This is a genomic window from Chryseobacterium sp. 7 (genome assembly GCF_003663845.1).
Taxonomy (GTDB): Bacteria; Bacteroidota; Bacteroidia; order Flavobacteriales; family Weeksellaceae; genus Chryseobacterium.
Window position 1 is genome coordinate 1,621,399 of the sequence record NZ_RCCA01000001.1, and the last position, 17,907, is coordinate 1,639,305.

Annotated in this window: 13 protein-coding genes; 7 read left to right on the forward strand and 6 right to left on the reverse strand. The window is 36.4% G+C overall.

Annotated features, from left to right (window positions below):
- Positions 1–78: 78 nt before the first annotated feature.
- Positions 79–531 (forward strand): adenylyltransferase/cytidyltransferase family protein, encoded by a 453-nt coding sequence (locus CLU97_RS07440; RefSeq protein WP_121487363.1) that lies wholly within the window; start codon positions 79–81, stop codon positions 529–531.
- Positions 532–577: 46 nt separating this feature from the next.
- On the opposite strand, the gene CLU97_RS07445 is transcribed toward CLU97_RS07440, so the two are convergent.
- From CLU97_RS07445 to pnuC, 5 genes are all read right to left on the reverse strand, one after another.
- Positions 578–3,166, reverse strand: coding sequence for a TonB-dependent receptor domain-containing protein (locus CLU97_RS07445; protein ID WP_121487364.1), 2,589 nt, complete (start codon positions 3,164–3,166; stop codon positions 578–580).
- A 133-nt stretch (positions 3,167–3,299) separates the two neighbouring features.
- Complete coding sequence (gene mltG, locus CLU97_RS07450; protein ID WP_121487365.1) at positions 3,300–4,325, reverse strand: endolytic transglycosylase MltG; 1,026 nt, start codon at positions 4,323–4,325, stop codon at positions 3,300–3,302.
- A gap of 33 nt (positions 4,326–4,358) precedes the next feature.
- Positions 4,359–5,126: a diaminopimelate epimerase gene (gene dapF / locus CLU97_RS07455; RefSeq protein WP_121487366.1), complete on the reverse strand. Its 768-nt coding sequence runs from the start codon at positions 5,124–5,126 to the stop codon at positions 4,359–4,361.
- An 89-nt stretch (positions 5,127–5,215) separates the two neighbouring features.
- A complete protein-coding gene (locus tag CLU97_RS07460; RefSeq protein WP_121487367.1) occupies positions 5,216–5,926 on the reverse strand; it encodes a hypothetical protein in 711 nt (236 codons plus the stop codon).
- A 4-nt stretch (positions 5,927–5,930) separates the two neighbouring features.
- Complete coding sequence (gene pnuC, locus CLU97_RS07465) at positions 5,931–6,602, reverse strand: nicotinamide riboside transporter PnuC (RefSeq protein WP_121487368.1); 672 nt, start codon at positions 6,600–6,602, stop codon at positions 5,931–5,933.
- A gap of 164 nt (positions 6,603–6,766) precedes the next feature.
- Between pnuC and CLU97_RS07470 the strand changes: the two genes are divergently transcribed.
- The 3 genes from CLU97_RS07470 to hemN all read left to right on the forward strand — a co-directional run bounded on the left by CLU97_RS07470 (position 6,767) and on the right by hemN (position 10,906).
- Complete coding sequence (locus CLU97_RS07470) at positions 6,767–8,284, forward strand: amino acid permease (protein WP_121487369.1); 1,518 nt, start codon at positions 6,767–6,769, stop codon at positions 8,282–8,284.
- A gap of 54 nt (positions 8,285–8,338) precedes the next feature.
- On the forward strand, positions 8,339–9,370 hold the full coding sequence (locus tag CLU97_RS07475) for a WD40/YVTN/BNR-like repeat-containing protein (RefSeq protein WP_121489680.1): 1,032 nt from the start codon (positions 8,339–8,341) through the stop codon (positions 9,368–9,370).
- A 177-nt stretch (positions 9,371–9,547) separates the two neighbouring features.
- The gene (gene hemN, locus CLU97_RS07480) at positions 9,548–10,906 is read left to right on the forward strand and encodes an oxygen-independent coproporphyrinogen III oxidase (RefSeq protein ID WP_121487370.1); all 1,359 of its coding nucleotides are present in this window, start codon (positions 9,548–9,550) and stop codon (positions 10,904–10,906) included.
- 116 nt (positions 10,907–11,022) lie between these two features.
- Here hemN and CLU97_RS07485 read toward each other — a convergent pair whose 3' ends face one another.
- Positions 11,023–12,390: a PQQ-dependent sugar dehydrogenase gene (locus CLU97_RS07485; protein WP_121487371.1), complete on the reverse strand. Its 1,368-nt coding sequence runs from the start codon at positions 12,388–12,390 to the stop codon at positions 11,023–11,025.
- 217 nt (positions 12,391–12,607) lie between these two features.
- Here CLU97_RS07485 and secD point away from each other — a divergent pair, with 217 nt between their 5' ends.
- From secD to CLU97_RS07500, 3 genes are all read left to right on the forward strand, one after another.
- Entirely contained in the window at positions 12,608–15,517 is a 2,910-nt protein-coding gene (gene secD, locus CLU97_RS07490; RefSeq protein WP_121487372.1) for a protein translocase subunit SecD, read from the forward strand.
- 309 nt (positions 15,518–15,826) lie between these two features.
- Positions 15,827–16,399: a hypothetical protein gene (locus CLU97_RS07495; RefSeq protein ID WP_121487373.1), complete on the forward strand. Its 573-nt coding sequence runs from the start codon at positions 15,827–15,829 to the stop codon at positions 16,397–16,399.
- Between the two features lie 85 nt (positions 16,400–16,484).
- The gene (locus tag CLU97_RS07500; protein WP_147436464.1) at positions 16,485–17,750 is read left to right on the forward strand and encodes a hypothetical protein; all 1,266 of its coding nucleotides are present in this window, start codon (positions 16,485–16,487) and stop codon (positions 17,748–17,750) included.
- The last annotated feature ends 157 nt before the right edge of the window (positions 17,751–17,907 follow it).

The following is a 17,907-nucleotide window of genomic DNA, read 5'->3' on the forward strand; positions in this document are numbered from 1 at the left end:
ACAACTTTGCTAAATTTTCCATCTTTTATCTTAATTAAAAGAACATTTATTTCAGCGGGGTTTTAATTTTAAATTAATATGAAGACACAAAGAATAGGTATTACATTTTCCTCATTTGACTTATTACACGCAGGGCACATCAAAATGCTTGAAGAAGCTAAAACGGTATGCGACTATTTAATCGTAGGACTTCAGATTGACCCGTCTCACGACCGTCCCAACAAAAATAAGCCAAGCCAGACTATTGTTGAAAGGTATATTCAGCTAAAAGCAGTGAATGCGGTAGATGAGATCGTTCCTTATTATACAGAAGAAGATCTGCTGGACATTTTAAAATCTTTTGTGATTGATGTAAGAATCATTGGAGATGATTATATGGACAGAGACTTTACAGGTAAAAAATACTGTGAAGAAAAAGGAATTGAGCTTTTTTACAACAAAAGAGATCACAGGTTTTCCACCAGCGATTTGAGAAGAAGAATCTATGAAGCGGAAAAAGAAAAAGATTCAAAAGCAGAACCTGTAAAATAACATCATAAAAAAATCCCGAAAAGTAATTTTCGGGATTTTTGTTGTATTACATTGGGCCGCCACCCTGTTCTTCGTCTCCCTTAGTATTGGAGTTAATATCTTTTTTAATCTTTGGTTTGGTATCAACCTTTTCGCCCTGTTTAAATTTGTAAGTGAAAGACAATGCGAATTGTCTCGGCTGCCACTGCATCTCCATTTCTCTGGTAAACTGAGCATTATCAGAGTAGTTTTTCATCTTCCTTGTATTAAAGATATCTCTGATATTAAATCCGATAATCCCGTTTCCTTTCCAAATAGTCTGGCTTACCCCTAGATCTACACCATACATTGCTTTACGATTATTCATCGCTGTTTTTTCTGCACCTCTGTAAAAACTTTGAATTTGTAAACTTAAGTTTTTGGTAGGCTTGAAGGTATTGTTAAAACGTAGTCTGTAGGAGAAACCAGTACCTGAGAAGTCATTTAAAGTTTTTGGATTATCAGGGAATAAGTTATAGCTTCCGGTATTTTTATAGCCATAAAGGTCCGCAGAAAGCATGATCTTCCACCAGTTGAATGGATCATAAGTTCCATTTAAATCCAAACCGTAGTTCGTTTCTGTACCTACGTTGAAAGGAATTGTATTAACAGCTCCGGTCTGATCTACATACTGATATCTGTTTTGTTCATCCTCAGACTTTCTAAAATATAAAGTAGGGTTGAACGTAATCTTTTTATTTGAAAGGTTATATCCTAGCTCAAAAGAGTTTTCATAGGTTGGGTTAAGGTTAGGGTTTCCTCTGAAATAGTTTCTGTCATCATCAAAAGACATGAAAGGAATCAAAGAGAAAGCTCTTGGACGATTGATTCTTCTTGAATAATTTAACAAGATCTGATTGTTCTTGGCCAGGTCATAGCTTAAAAATACAGAAGGGAAGAATTTAGTATAGTTTTTATTGACTTCCGGAGTATTTGCAGGATTTCCATTTACATCATAATTCTGGAAGTTGACATCAATTTTTGAAGTTTCACTTCTTAATCCTAACTGATAAGCAAACTTTTCTCCAATTTTACTTTTAAATTGTGCATAAACTCCCAAAATCTTTTCAGAATATACCGTGTTACTAGTGAAATCGAATCTCGTAGTTGCAGGTTGTTCGTTCAAGCTTTGATCTACAAAATAATTATAAGTATTTTTGTTATAATCATAACGAGCTCCAGCTTCTAATTTAGACTTTTCACCTATTGGAAGCTCATAATCAATTTTTCCAATGAAAGTGTCTGTTTTTGAATCTGTACTTACATTATTGGTGATATTACCATTTGGTTGTAAAATATTTTCAATAAATGTTCTTTGAACAATTTTATTGATTCCGTCTGTTTTATTCGTCTGATAGCTTGCAGATGCAGATAATAGTTGTCCGTTATCTCCAATTTTCTGATCAAGTCCAAAGTCAAATTGAGTGGCAAGGTTTTTATTGTTTCCGTAGCTGTTTCTTTCTCTTAAAACATTGCTTACACCAGAAGTAGGAGTAGTGTATTGTCTTTCATTATAAGCATTAAGACCTGTTTGATCCGTATCAAAACTTCTGATCATTCCAGAAAAATTGATGGAAGTCTTATCACTGAAATCATGTGTAAAACCTGCTGTAACATTATAGGTGTCACTTTCTCTTGTCGTTTTACCATTTTGTTGAGAATACTGTGTAAAAGGAAAAGCGTCAGAAGAAAGACTGCTGATGTCATCTTTTCTTGTAGTGGTATTCTTCATGGTGCTTTCGTTTTTCTGATAGCCGCCACCACCATTTAGGAACCATGTCCAGTTACCTTTTCTCCAGTTAAGATTGGCATTCAGATTCGTTCTTGGAAGGTAACCTAGTGTTCCGGTCACAGTACCATTGAAGCCCATCTTTTTATCTTTTTTAAGAATAATATTCAGAATACCTGCTGTTCCACTTGCTTCAAATTTGGAAGAAGGATTGGTTATTACCTCAATTCTTTCAATCTGATCAGCAGGAATACTTTGCAATGCATTGGCTCCGTCATCTATCCCAAGAAGAGAAGAGGGTTTTCCGTTGATCAAAAATTTTACATTGGAGTTTCCTCTCATAGAAACCGTTCCGTCTGTGTCCACAGAAACTGAAGGAACATTGGTTAAAACATCCTGAAGATTTCCTCCTTTACTTACAATGTCTTGTGAAGGATCATACGTTTTTTTGTCAAGCTCTACTTTATAAGGCTTTGTTGCTGCTGCAGTAATAACAACACCTTGTATTTCATTGGTTTTGCCATCAACTGTAGAGGTAGGTTCTGCTTCAATAGATAATGCTCCGATATTGCCTGCTGCTGCAATATTTTTACTGACTACGCTTTTTTTGTAGTCAATAGCTTCTACGGTAATGTCGTAATCTCCCGGCATAAGCTGTAGCTTGTACTGTCCTTTTTCGTCTGTCAGTACAGCGTCACTTAATGTCTTGTTGGCTTTGTTGCTGAAAGTTACAGAAGCATAAGGAACCGGCTGATTTTTTTTGTTGACAATCGTCCCGGAAACATCTGTTTTCTCCTGTGCAAAAGCCATTGCTGCCGCTGAAAGTACTAATGTAAGTCCTAAAGTTTTTCTTGTGAAAATATTGACAATTTCTGTCTTATTCTTCATAGGTCATTTTTTTGTATAAAATCGTGAAAGAATAACCCTTACTATTTTGAATATCCATATCGATTTGATTGTCAAAATATTATGGTCGTATATTGTTTTTCTAACTGTATAAATTTTTAGGTGCTTTCTAAGCTTATTTTATATTTTTGGAGTTCAGCCAGTCCTGATAAGCCTTTGCATTCACGGCATGTTCTTCAGCGTTTGCCGTAAACTTATGGTACCCAAACCTTGCCGGATCTGCACACATAAATATAAAATTGTTGTTTTCAGCATTTAAAACAGCATCTATTGAATTCTTATCCACTACACAGATAGGCCCCGGAGGAATACCTGCATTGGCATAGGTGTTATAAGGTGATGGTGTAGACAAATGCTTATATAATACTCTTTTTATAGGTTCTTTAAAATTGGTCTGCTTATTAATTGCATAGATTACCGTAGGATCAGACTGAAGTTTCATGCCTTTTCTGTAACGGTTCAAATATAATCCTGCAATTGTTTTCATTTCATCTTTTTTTCCTCCGGATTCTTTATAAACAATAGAAGCCAGCGCATAGATCTGATCTCTTGTAAGACCAGACTGTTGCTCTTTAGTTTTTCTTTCGCTCGTCCAGAAATCATTATACTGATTTTCAAATTTTGCAAAAAACTCTCTTGGGCTTACCGTCCAGAAGAATTTATAAGTATCAATGAAAAAATATTTTTTTAAATCTTCTACATTTTTATAGCCTTTCTCTTGTGCAACAACATCCAGATCATTAATGAAATGCAATGAATCAATTTCCGTTTTTTTGGTAACCTTACCGATCATCTGGTACATGTCTCCAAAATCTCCAATTCTGTAAGAATTTGCTGTTTGATTACCTGCTTTGATCATATTCACAAGGTTTTTGTTTCCCGTTCCGCTTGCTATGTGGTATCGCCCTGCTTTGAAATTGGTGTCAAGCCCTTTTTCTTTAGCCACCGCTTCAAAAGATTCCTTGTCTTTAATATAAGGAGCAATAGAATCCATGATCTGCTTAAAACCTGCTCTGTGAGGAATTAGAACATAACCATCCTTTTCTACATTGTTTCCTAAATATTTATTATAAAATCTAAAACCAAAAAATCCTGCCACTACAAAAACCAGCAGAATGATAATGAGAATAGCTTTTTTCATTCTTATTAAATGTTGATTAAAAGTTATTTGTTTTTAAAGAAGATCTGTTTTACCTCTAAAAACCTGCTTTGCGGGACCCTCCAGCCAAATGTTCTGGAATGCGTTACCGCTTTTTTCAGCATATACCTTAAGGTTTCCACCTAAAGTTTTAACTTTTACAGAGGTTAGATTATGTTTTTGAAGAAAAGTTAAAGCAGAAGCTGTAACTCCTGTTCCGCAGCTGTAAGTTTCGTCCTCAACGCCTCGTTCATAGGTTCTTACAAAAATTTCATCATCAGAAATTTTTTCTATAAAATTCACATTGATTCCTTTTTCTTTATATTTTTCTGAATTTCTGATTGCATATCCTTCGTCATATACGTGATAATCTTTTAGATTTTCCACATATTTTACATAGTGGGGAGATCCGGTATTCAGAACAAAATCATTTCCGTCATGTGAAATTGTCTCCACATTAATCATTTTTAATTTTATAACTCCGTTATGGATTTCGGCTTCATGTTCTCCGTCTGTTGCAATGAACTTGCATTTATCTTCAAAAATGTCAAGGAAAAAAGCAAAAGCTACAAGACATCTTCCCCCGTTTCCGCACATGGTGCTTTCTCCACCGTCAGAATTATAATAAACCATTTTGAAATCATAGTTCGGATCGTTTTCCAGTAGAATAAGACCATCAGCACCTATCCCAAAACGTCTGTCACATAATTTCTCTATACTGTTTTTATCTTTAGTAAACTGCAGATCACGGTTGTCTACCATCACAAAATCATTCCCTGTTCCCTGATATTTATAAAATTCCATATTTTTTTGTTAAATGAAGAAGCAAAATTACTATATTTTAAATGAAAAACGAACAGTGTTAGCTGTTCGTTTTGTTATTTATAATCGTTTTATCTAAAGCCGCCTCCGCTGCTCTGTTGTCTGCTTGAACTAGTGCTTTGGGTACCACTCGAACTGTTTCTGAATCCGCCGCCGGAAGACTCTGATCTTGTACTGCTTTCAGAATTTCTGAAACCGCCGCTGCTGTTTTGGTTTCTGAATCCACTGTTATTTTGTGTACCCTGGCTTCCCTGGGTATTCTGAGAACCGCTGCTTTGATTTCTGAATCCGCCGCTGTTTTGGTTTCTGAATCCTCCGTTTTGGTTATTCTGATTTCCCTGGTTGTTCTGATAGCCACTGTTTTGGTTTCTGAATCCTCCATTGTTGTTTCTGGTACCATTATTGAAACCGCCTCCGTTATTGTAAGAACCGTTACTATTGGTAGTACGTGTATTCTGGAATCCGTTTGCAGGTCTTGAAGAGCTGGAAGATCTTCTTTCTACATATACTTTTCTTCTGGAGTTGTTATAAGTTTCATAATAATAAGGCACGCCGCTATCATAGTAGTAATTAACGTTATTTCTGTAATAATAGCCGTCATTACCATAATATCCTCCGCTTCCGTAATATCCGGAAGGAGCATAGTAATATCCGTTGTTATAATAGGGATCTCCATAACCATAACCTCCGCTATTGCTACCGTATCCATCGGTATATGCTAAACAAGATGTTAAACTGGTAATAGCAAAAATACTGACTGCTATTTTAAATAAATTTTTCATGACTTTATTGTACTTTTTTTTCTTTAAAACTTTTTTTCCAATTGACGTATCCTAAGATAGCCATTATAGTAAATACCAAATATTGAACCGAAGTGATACCAAGTCCCTTAAAAATCATCATTGGTATACAAATAAGGTCTCCGATGATCCAAAAAATCCAGCTCTCAATGCGCTGTTTGGCCATAAACCACATTCCTACTAAAAATATTGAAGTGGTAAAAACATCCATCCAATTGGCCCAGTCCAGATGATATAATCCAAGACTGGTTCCTTCCATGGAAAATTTATTATCAATATAAGGTTTGTAATAATAAATGAGAGTAACAAGTGCGAGGCTTAGAATAAAAAGTATGCTGGCATAGATCCATTCTTTTTTAGAAGCCCAATTAACATCCACATGAATGTTGTCTTCAGAATTTTTAGCCCATAAAATCCATCCATAGATACTCATTACTGTATAATAGACGTTAATCATACAGTCTCCCAGCAGCCCGGCATTGAAAAGAAGATATACATAAATCAGCGTCGAGATAATGCCGGTAGGGTAGACCCATATATTTTTCTTTATGGAAAAAAATACGCTCAGTATTCCGAAAATTGCACCTGATGTTTCCAACGTAATTTGTAAAAAATCATAGCTTTTATAAGGCTTTACAAAAAGATTATATAAATTCATGCAATCAAAAATAAGCAAAAATATGGACTTTTTAAAATGGATTATATAATGTGTTGTTCAGGTTTTAGAAGTTTTAATGTAAAATAAATGATGAAAGTTTAACGATTAAAGTGAAAGTATCTAAATTTTTTATACTTTCGTAAATTCTTAAAATAAAAAAAATTATGTCGAAAATTTGGGTCAAAAAGCCACTCAGTGCCTATGAGGCAGATATGAAGAAAAGTGAGCTGAAAAAAGTCCTTGGAAAATGGAGTTTAACAGCAATTGGAGTAGGTGCTATCATTGGTGGTGGAATTTTCGTTCTTACCGGAACAGGAGCCTATTATCATGCAGGGCCTGCGCTTGCAATTTCCTTTATTATAGCGGGTATTGCCTGCGTTTTTGCTGCATTGTGCTATGCCGAGTTTGCATCCATTATTCCTGTAGAAGGTTCAGCTTATGCTTATGCGTATGGAACGGTAGGAGAAATTTTTGCATGGGCCATGGGGTGGTGTCTCATCCTCGAATATGCTATGGCGAGTATGGCGGTCTCCGTGAGCTGGTCCGGATATTTTAATAAATTTTTGAAAATTTTTAATATTCATTTGCCAGCATATCTTACGTCAGATCCGGCAAGTTATACCGGAGATGGTTTTTCAATGAACCTGCCTGCATTTATTCTTGTTCTTTTAATTACTGCACTACTGGTAAAGGGAACTAAAGAAGCTGCAGGAGCAAATAACCTGATCGTTTTAATGAAAACATCAGCGGTTATCTTCGTTATTATCGCCGGGGTCTATATTATTTTTTCTAATACTGATCTTTATAACGCTGTAGATGGTGTTAAAAACTGGAAACCTTTTATTCCGGATCAGGTTCAGATTAAAAATTCTGAGGGAGATATGGTCTCTGCCTATGGTATTAAAGGAATTATTTCCGGAGCAGCAGCTATTTTCTTTGCTTATATTGGTTTTGATGCTGTTTCTACACAGGCTGGAGAGGCTATTAACCCTAAAAAAGATGTGCCTTTCGCGATTATTGCTTCATTATTGGTTTGTACTGCTTTATACATCTGTGTATCTCTTGTATTAACAGGAATGATGCATTATACAGACTTTAACCCGGAAGGTAAATATCCTGATGCTATCAAGGCTCCTGTAGCGTATGCTTTTGAAATTGCAGGAAAACACTGGGCGAGTAATATTGTAACAATCGCTGCTACTGTAGGATTAATTTCTGTAGTAATGGTAATGATGATGGGACAGTCCAGAATCTTCATCGGTATGGCAAAAGACGGATTGATTCCTAAATTCTTTGGTGATCTTCATCCAAAAACAAAAACACCTTACAAAGGAATCATTTTGTTAGGAATTGTTGTAGCATTAATCGCGGCATTTACACCTATTTCAACATTGGCTGATATGACAAGTTTCGGAACTCTGTTTGCATTTACACTGGTTTGTATTGCAGTTTGGGTAATGAGAAAAAAAGAACCGAATCTGATCAGACCTTTCAAAGTTCCTGCTTATAAAATTGTAGTAGCATTGGGTGTATTTATCAATATTTATTTGATATTTAATTTAAGTGCTCATGCATTGGAGCTTTCCGCGGTATGGTTATTCTTAGGAGGTTTGGTATATTTCCTTTATGGAAAATCAAACAGTAAACTTAATAATCCTGAAAAATATCAGAACCAAGATTAATAATAATATAAACCGCTTCGGCGGTTTTTTTTGTCTTATAATTACAATATGTATATGAAAAAGATTTTCTCCATTTTATTGATGTCTTTAGGACTTACAGCGTTTTCTCAGCAGGTGGAAAGTATTGAAACTATTCTTAATGATAAAATCAGTATCAGGGCTATTGAGCTGTATGATCATAAAGTGTGGTACAGTGGTACAGATTCCAAATTTGGGTTCGTGGATCTTCAAGATTATAAAAATCAGAAACAGATAAAGCTGTCGGAAGATAAGCTTCAGTTCAGAACATTGGCACAGGACAAAACTTCCTTTTATGCAATTAATATCGAAAGTCCCGCATATTTTTTTAAAATTGATAAAAAAGATCTGAAATCTCAGGTTGTTTTTAAAGATACTGCCAAAACCGCTTTTTATGATGCCTTACATTTTGTAAAAGACGGATATGGTATAACGTTCAGTGATCCGGATAAAAATCTTTTGATGAAACTGGCATTATTGTTCCCGCAAAAGAAAATGTATGAGCTATGGAATCCTCCCATCAGCAATCATGAAAAGTTAAAGCTGAAAGAAGGGGAGGCCGCATTTGCTGCCAGCAATACCAATATTGCTTCCTACAAAGATATCCTTTGGATTGCAACCGGTGGAAAAGCTTCCAGAATTTTTAAGCAGAAAGGATTAGATTGGAAAATTATTGAAACTCCTTTTATCCAGGGAGAATCTTCACAGGGAATGTATTCTATAGATTTTTATGAAGATAAGTTCGGGATTGCGGTTGGAGGAGATTATACCAGACAGGAAGCTAACGTCAATAATATGGCAACCACTTATGATGGCGGAGAGACATGGCAGATTCAGGCGTCCGGACAGAATGCGGGCTACAGCACCTGTGTAAAAATTAAACCCGGGTCCAAAGGGAAAGAGATCATTGCAGTAGGAGACAGGCACATCAGCTATTCTTCAGACTTTGGAAAAACATGGAAGAAAATTTCCGATGAAAAGGGTTTCTTTGTCTGCCAATGGATTGATGCTAACAATGTAGCTCTTGCAGGAAATAACAGAATTGCGGTGATGAAATTAAAATTTTAAATATCAGATATAGAATTTATCACTATTTGTCAAAAGCCTGATCATACGTATTTAGACTCATTATAAAATAGAACCTAATATAATTCATAGGCTAAAATTCATAACTAATGGTTAATTTTGTAAGGTGAAATTTTAATTATGTTAAATTTCATACCCCTATAAAATTTAATTTTCAAAATGAACTCTTTAATAGATAAGTATAATATTCCCGGACCGCGTTACACTTCTTATCCTACCGTTCCATATTGGGATGAATCTACATTTTCACCGGAAAAGTGGAAGGAAACCGTAATCAGGTCTTTTCATGAAAGCAATGCAGAGGAGGGAATTTCTATTTATATCCATTTGCCTTTCTGTGAGGCATTGTGTACGTTCTGTGCATGTCATAAACGTATTACGAAACAGCATAGTGTGGAAGTACCTTATCTGGAAAGCGTTTTGAAAGAGTGGAAACTTTATCTGGATCTTTTCAACGAAAAACCTAAACTTAAAGAATTACACCTTGGTGGAGGTACGCCTACTTTCTTCTCTCCTGAGAATTTAAGAACATTGCTGGAAGGTATTTTTTCAACAGTAGAGATTGCGGAACATCAGGAATTTTCTTTTGAAGGACACCCAAACAATACTACGAAAGAGCATCTTCAGACTTTGTACGACCTTGGTTTCAGAAGAGTAAGTTTCGGAGTTCAGGATTATGATCCGAAAGTTCAGAAAGCGATCAATAGAATTCAGCCATTTGAAAATGTAAAGAATGTTACAGAATGGGCGAAGGAAATTGGTTACAGAGGAATCAGCCATGATCTTGTTTTTGGGTTGCCGCACCAGAATTGGGACGCAATGGAACATACAATCAGAAAAACTATGGAGCTGAAGCCAGACAGACTGGCATTCTATTCTTATGCGCATGTTCCATGGGTGAAAGGGGTTGGACAGAGAGGTTTTGATGAAAATGACCTTCCAAGTGGAGAAGAAAAGCGCCGTTTGTATGAAGATGGTAAAAGACTTCTTCAGGATTTAGGATATATTGAAGTGGGGATGGATCACTTCTCTCTTGAGCATGATGATCTGTACCAGTCTTTGATTCATAAAAAACTTCACAGAAACTTCATGGGCTATACTTCAAGCAAAACCCAGTTAATGGTTGGCCTTGGAATGTCTGCTATTTCAGATTCCTGGTATGCTTTTGCCCAGAATATAAAAACCGTTGAAGAATATCAGAAAATGGTGGAAGAGGGAGAAATTCCTGTTGTAAAAGGGCACGTACTGAGTGAAGAAGATCTTATTGTAAGAAGACATATTCTGAATTTAATGTGCCAGCTTGAAACAACATTTGACGTCAATAATTCTTTCCCTGAACTTGAAAATGCACTGGAAATGCTGCAAGAAATGGAAAATGACGGTTTGGTTGAGATCAACGGAACCGAAATTAAAATTACAGAAGAAGGAAGAGCTTTCACAAGAAACGTAGCTATGGTCTTTGATCTGAGAATGATGAGAAACAAACCGGAAACGAGGATTTTCTCCATGACAATATAAGCAAAAAGCGGTTCAGATCTGAACCGCTTTTTTATTGGCTTTAAGATTTTAGTTGAAATACTTTATTGCTCTCCGGATTAGAGGAACACTTATGCATGCCATGTTAAAAAATAGTGCTATTTAATAATTAATTTCTGGCTATAAGATTTTAATTCCCCTGATTTTAGATTGATAAAATATACTCCGGCAGGTATTCCTGAAATATTGATGCCTTTACCGCTTGTGATCTGATCTGTTTCCAATACTTTTCTCCCTTCTGCACTGATAATTTCCAACGTTGCTTTTTTATCTTTCACGCCATCAATGAAAATTTCTTTTGAAGCAGGGTTGGGGTAAACTTTGATACTTCCTAAAGTGTTTTCCTGAGTGCCTAAAGTTCCTGTTGAAATTTTAAATATTTTTCCGCTGTTGACGGCTGCTACATACAATCCTTTTTGATAGTCCTCTCCAAAAGTAGAAAAGTTGTTTCCGGAATAAGGAGAAGTCCATGTTATTGCATTGTTGCTGTCCAGAACTCCGATTTGGGAAGAACAGTAATCCGCGAAGAAATATTTCCCCTGCAGTGTAGGATATTGAGTTCCTCTGTATACATAACCGCCCGTGATGGAACATTTTCCTCCCGAATGATCATATACCGCAATAGGAAAAGTCATTGTAGCCTGTGCTGCACATCCTGTGGTATTGTAGGTGTTATTTCCTTCATAGCAGCGCCAGCCATAATTTAATCCGGCAGTAGTAATGGGCATTTTGTTGATTTCTTCAATGGCTCCTTGTCCCACATCTGCAATCATAACATTTCCTGTAGTCAGGTCAAAGGAAAATTTCCATCCGTTTCTAAGACCATAAGCCCAAATTTCGTCTGAGCCATCCACATCTGCTCCTGCAAAAGGGTTATCAGGTGGAATATTGTAAGGCCCAGTGGCATCTACATCTATTCTCAGCATTTTTCCCAGCAGCGAATTTTTGTTTTGGGCATTATTATTGGGGTCACCGCCACTTCCTCCGTCTCCGGTGATGATCCAGAGTTTTCCGTCAGGAGCAAAATGAATGCTTCCTCCATTGTGATTGTCGAAAGGTTTGGGAATGTTCAGCAAGATTTTTTCGGAAGCAGGGTCGGCTACGTTTGAATCTGTGGAACTTACACTGTATCTGGCAACAATAATGTTTCCCGAAGGATTGTTATAATACACAAAAAAATACCCGTTGGTAGAGTATTGTGGATGAAATGCAAGTCCCAAAAGGCCTCTTTCGCCTCCAAAAACAATTTTAGAACTGATGTTCAGAAAATTGGTTGCGTTAATTGTCCCGTTAGGTTGAATAATTTTAATGATACCGTTCTGCTGTACCACAAAAAGCCGGCTGTCATTGGCATTCGTAATCTCTACAGGACTCGTAAGCCCTGTCACAAATTCTTCCAAATTAATGCTTTGAGAATTAACAATTAAGGAAGAAAAAATACTGATGCTAAAAAGTAGTTTTTTCATAATATTTTGAGAGTTAGAGTGTTGAAGAAGTGAATGAAAATTTTATACCAATCAGATTTTGAAGACTTCACTATGATAGCAAGAAAAAATTGTTAAATCTTAAATAGAAATCACAATACCAATATATCTGAAAATAAACCATTTCTGTTGTTAAAAATTCATAAAATACAAGAAAATCATTATATTTGCCGACTTAATTTAACGTAGTTATAACAAAATGCAAGGAAAAGGACTTATTACAATTGTCGCTATTGTACTAGGGTTGATTTGCTTAAACGAGCTATTACCAACATGGTACGCCAGCAAAATTGAAAAGCAGGCAACTGCTATTGCAGGAGACAATCCGGAGAAGTATCAGAAAGAAATTACAAGACTTTCTAAGGATACTTTGAATTTAGGATTCACTAAACTTTATTACACTAAAGCCAAAGACAAGGAAATGAAACTTGGTCTTGACTTAAAAGGAGGGATCAACGTTCTTTTGGAGATCAACCAAAGAGATCTTGTGAATGATTTAACCAATTATTCTACCAATCCTGTTCTTATTGAGGCTTTAAACAAAACTGATGAAGCACAGAAGAATTCTACAAGACCTTACATCGACAACTTCTTTGACCAGTTCGATGTAGTTAACAAAGCTAAAGGAACAAACCTTAAGTTGGCAGATCCGGAAATTTTCGGAAATACAACCCTTACTGAGGTGAAGTACAATACTCCTGATGAGCAGGTGAAAAGCATTGTTAAAAGAAAAATTGATGCGTCTGTAGGAACAGCTTTCGAGGTGATCAGAACGAGAATTGACAAGCTTGGAGCCATCCAGCCAAACGTTCAGAGAGTACCTGGTACCGCTAGAATTTCTGTGGAAATGCCTGGTATGAAGGACATCGATAAAGTGAAGAAAATGCTTCAGACTTCTGCAAAACTTCAGTTCTGGGAAGTACAGCAGGTTCCTGAAATTGCACCTTATTTCCAGACTTTGACCACTATGGTTGCTGCAAAAGGAGATTCTATGGGAGTGGCAAAGAATGTGAACTTCATGAACCTTTTACAGCTTGACAAATTAAGAACGAATGGTGTTGCCAACGTAAAACTATCTGATACTGCAGTTGTAAACAAGATTTTGAACAGCAAAGTAGGGCAGTCTTTACGTCCGTCCAACATTAAATATACCCAGTTCATGTGGGGATACAAACCTGAAGCTACAGATGCTGAAAGCTTAGTATTGTATGCTATCAGAGGTAACATCAACCAAAAAGCTCCGGTAGACGGTGCTGTGGAAACTGCAAATATCAGCTACGATGAACTAAGCAGAGTAGTGGTAGACATGCAGATGGACTCTAAAGGAGCTAAAGAATGGAAAACATTAACGGAGAAAAACGTTGGAAAACCGGTTGCAGTAACTCTCGATAACAGAGTATATACAGCTCCGAATGTTGTAGGTGCTATTCCTAACGGTAGAACTCAGATCTCTGGTAACTTCTCTCAGGAAGAAGCTAAGGAATTAGTAGACGTATTAGGTGCTGGTAAATTGCCTGCAGGTGCAAAAGTAGTTCAGGCTACCGTTGTAGGTCCGTCTTTAGGACAGGAGGCTATTGATTCAGGTTTAATGTCGTTCATTATTGCATTTGCTATTATCATTGTGTATATCATTTTCTACTACGGTGGAGCTGGGGTATATGCGGTAATTGCAATGGTGATCAACTTATTCTATATTTTCGGTATTATGGATTCTGGTGACTTTACACTTACACTTCCAGGTATCGCGGGTATCGTTCTTACCATGGCAGTAGCGGTGGATACGAACGTTATCATTTATGAAAGAACTAAAGAAGAATTATTTGCAGGGAAAAGTATTCTTGAAGCTTACAAAGATGGTTTCAAACATGCATTGAATGCGATTATTGACGGTCACACTACGACTTTCTTAACGGCAGTTGTATTGTTCTTCTTCGGAACAGGACCTATTAAAGGTTTTGCACTGACGTTGATGATCGGTATTCTAATGACATTATTTACCTCTGTACTTCTTTCAAGAGTAATGATCTTCTCAAGATTAAACAAAGGAAAAGGTCTTTCTGTATGGACTCCGGCTACGAAGAACCTGTTCAGAAATACCTGGATCGATTTCATTGGAAAGAGAAAATATGCATACATCGTTTCTGCTGTTCTTACAGTAGTGTGTATCATTTCAATCGCAACTCACGGTTTCAAATACGGTATCGACTTTACCGGAGGGAGAAATTACGTAGTTAGATTTGATAAAGATGTAAAAGCTGAAGATGTAGAAGATAAATTAGTAGCTTTATTCAAAACTGAAGATGGTAAAAACTCTTCTGTAGAAGCTAAAACTTTCGGAAACAACAAGCAATTAAAGATTTCTACAGATTACCTTATTGAGGACGAATCTTTAAAGGCTGACCAGATTATTGAACAAAAACTATTCGAAGGTTTAAAATCAAACTTACCGGCAGGAACTACACTGAAAGATTTCAAATCTGCTGATAAAGACCACGCAGGAATTATTTCTTCAGAGAAAGTAGGACCTTCTGTTGCTGACGATATCCAGACTCACGGGATCTATGCCGTATTGGCTGCATTAGCAATGATCTTTATCTATATCTTAATAAGATTTAGAAAATGGCAGTTCTCTCTTGGAGCGGTTGCTGCCCTATTCCATGATGCGGTTATTATCTTAGGAGCCTATTCATTGCTTCACAAGTATATGCCATTCAACATGGAGATCAACCAGGATTTCATTGCTGCGATCCTTACCGTATTAGGATACTCAATTAACGATACGGTAATTATTTTCGACAGAATTAGAGAATACCTGAGAGAGAAAAAATCTTTAACATTAGCAGGTCTGTTTGATGACTCTATCTCAAGTACATTGGGTAGAACATTCAACACCTCGTTCACTACGATTTTGGTGATCCTTGCGATCTTCATCTTTGGGGGGGATAACCTGAGAGGATTCATGTTTGCAATGCTAATCGGTATTGGATTCGGTACTTACTCATCCATATTTATTGCGTCTGCAATTGCTTATGATTTCCTTAAAACAGGAAAAGAAGATGAAGTACATGGGAAATCCACTTCTGCTAAAGAAGAACTTGCTTCAAAGTAATACAAACTACAATAAATTAGTAAAGACCGTTTCGAAAGAAACGGTCTTTTTTTGTTCATATATGGATTAGTCCATTTTTAGATAATTTGTATGCATTACATAGCATAGCTTTTGATTAAAGTTAATTTAAATAATCACCATATGGTAGAATTATGTTTAATAATTCCAACTGTTTTGATTAATTTTTTATATGTAATGCATTGGTAATGAGTCTTTTGTTATAGGTTTGGAAGTGATTTTTTTACGATTAAATGACAATTTATGTAGTAGAATATTTTATCTTTACATTAACCAAAACAAAAAACCAAAATGAAAATCGAAAAATTATTCATTACTGTGGCATTACTTGCCGGCAGTTCTCTATTCTCGCAAATCGGGATAGGAATTCCCAACCCCGATATGAGTTCTGCATTAGATGTTTCTGACCCCAATAAGGGAGTATTAATCCCTAGAATTTCTGATCTGTCAACAATTACTAATCCGGCTAACGGTTTGCTGGTGTATGATCTCACTAGACAGGCATTGACACAAAATATAGGAATACCAGCCAGCCCGAATTGGGTACCGATCAGCGGTAATATTGTTAAATTTTTCTACATGCCTTCCATTAGTATTGATACTTCTACTATGGGTACGGGAAGAACCAAAAATTTATTCCAGCTTTATCAGACTCAGTTTTCCACTCCTAAAGTATCGAGTACTGGAGCTCCGGCAGGTATCCCTTTCTTTACCAATGCATCAGATTTGTATTATTATGTAACTGATTTTGATAATACGGTTTTAAGTAATGTAAGTATTGATGCTAACGGAATATTAAGTTATGATGTGATAGGATCAGCCACTGCATGCTCTTTTGTTAATATTGTATTTGTAATCAAGTAGTTTTAAATGACATACTGTTTTGTGATCATCCTTACTGAAGGATGAGTATTATCTCGTACACAATTAACTTTTAAAATTTTTGGTGATGAAAATAAATTCAATATTACGTTGTGCTCTTACCATGATATGTTTTGTGGTATCCGCCCAATTGTTGTCCCAGGAGATGGTAGTTCTACCCAATGGCGGATGTGGAAGATTGCTGGATACCAATACTTCAAGCTCAGATGATGGAGGGCTTCTTTGTATCAGGCTGGGGAAAGAAACCATTAATCCGGATAATATGACGGATACGGACGTGAATTCATACGCATCTCTGAAGCCAGGCACAGGTGTTGGAGTCTTTTGCAGTATGTCTTTAGGAGTAGGGACTACCGGAGCCGATTTCCAGGCCAATAAACCTGTTTATATTGACTTTGCTTCGGATGGTTTTAATTTGTATGCCAGCTTTAATGCAGGAAATTTTGTTTTCTATAACAATGGGCAGGAAGTTTATGTCACTGGAATTAATGAACATTTTTTATTAGACCTTGGAGACAACCAGCAGCGCAGGCTCATTAAAGTAACTCCACCGGCAGCTTGGGATGAAGTACGGCTGGTTTTTAATGAACTTTTAGGTGCAGGTCTTGTATTCAGCCAAATAAGAGTATATAATATTCTTTCAGAGTATTACCTTGCTCCTATGACGTATCTGTCTCAGCCTACTGATAAAACTGTAGCTGCCGGGGGATCTGCAACAATGACTGCTGTAATCAATAATATACCTACAGATGAAACTCCTGATAATATTACGTATCAATGGCAGGTTTTTAACGGCAGCACATGGACTGATCTTACAGATGATACCCATTACAGCAATGTTAATTTATCCACCCTTACCATTAGCAATGCTCCTGTAAATTTTAATAATAATCAATACAGAGTGGTGGCGAACTCCAGTTTCAATACCTGCTTCTTCCAGGGAATTTCTGCTGTGGGACGACTTTTTGTCAATTCTGTGAATGCTCCTGGAACAATTGCAGCAGATCAGACCGTGTGTATGGATATCAGCAATGATCCTGCCCTGTTTACTCAGATTACGGGTGAATTGATATCCGGTTTGGCAGAATATCAGTGGCAAAGCTCTACAGATAATATTACATTTACAGATATTACGAATGCTACATTCGCCACTTATGACGCTCCGGCCGTTATGCAAACCACTTATTACCGGAGAGGAGTAAGATCTGTACTGAATGGTAATATATCTGCCTATCTATATAGTAATGTAGTGAAAGTGATCTTAAAACAAAATTGCCAGATTAACGGTATCGTCACCAACAGAGTGATCTGTGCCAGAATGACTCACAATTAACAAAAACGAATTTCTTGTTCATGATAAAATCCTGTTTCCAAACAAATATGAAGCAGGGTTTTGTTTTCCTGAATGTTTTAATTTACGAGTTTATATTATACTTCTTTAATACACTACAATTTAGAACCATTATTTTCCAGATTTGATTAATTTTGCA

What these genes read in the sequence shown, in the direction of transcription:
- CLU97_RS07440 (WP_121487363.1), top strand. Translation starts at nt 79, where the DNA reads ATGAAGACACAAAGAATAGGTATTACATTTTCCTCATTTGACTTATTA.
- CLU97_RS07445 (WP_121487364.1), bottom strand. Translation starts at nt 3,166, where the DNA reads ATGAAGAATAAGACAGAAATTGTCAATATTTTCACAAGAAAAACTTTA.
- mltG (WP_121487365.1), bottom strand. Translation starts at nt 4,325, where the DNA reads ATGAAAAAAGCTATTCTCATTATCATTCTGCTGGTTTTTGTAGTGGCA.
- dapF (WP_121487366.1), bottom strand. Translation starts at nt 5,126, where the DNA reads ATGGAATTTTATAAATATCAGGGAACAGGGAATGATTTTGTGATGGTA.
- CLU97_RS07460 (WP_121487367.1), bottom strand. Translation starts at nt 5,926, where the DNA reads ATGAAAAATTTATTTAAAATAGCAGTCAGTATTTTTGCTATTACCAGT.
- pnuC (WP_121487368.1), bottom strand. Translation starts at nt 6,602, where the DNA reads ATGAATTTATATAATCTTTTTGTAAAGCCTTATAAAAGCTATGATTTT.
- CLU97_RS07470 (WP_121487369.1), top strand. Translation starts at nt 6,767, where the DNA reads ATGTCGAAAATTTGGGTCAAAAAGCCACTCAGTGCCTATGAGGCAGAT.
- CLU97_RS07475 (WP_121489680.1), top strand. Translation starts at nt 8,339, where the DNA reads ATGAAAAAGATTTTCTCCATTTTATTGATGTCTTTAGGACTTACAGCG.
- hemN (WP_121487370.1), top strand. Translation starts at nt 9,548, where the DNA reads ATGAACTCTTTAATAGATAAGTATAATATTCCCGGACCGCGTTACACT.
- CLU97_RS07485 (WP_121487371.1), bottom strand. Translation starts at nt 12,390, where the DNA reads ATGAAAAAACTACTTTTTAGCATCAGTATTTTTTCTTCCTTAATTGTT.
- secD (WP_121487372.1), top strand. Translation starts at nt 12,608, where the DNA reads ATGCAAGGAAAAGGACTTATTACAATTGTCGCTATTGTACTAGGGTTG.
- CLU97_RS07495 (WP_121487373.1), top strand. Translation starts at nt 15,827, where the DNA reads ATGAAAATCGAAAAATTATTCATTACTGTGGCATTACTTGCCGGCAGT.
- CLU97_RS07500 (WP_147436464.1), top strand. Translation starts at nt 16,485, where the DNA reads ATGAAAATAAATTCAATATTACGTTGTGCTCTTACCATGATATGTTTT.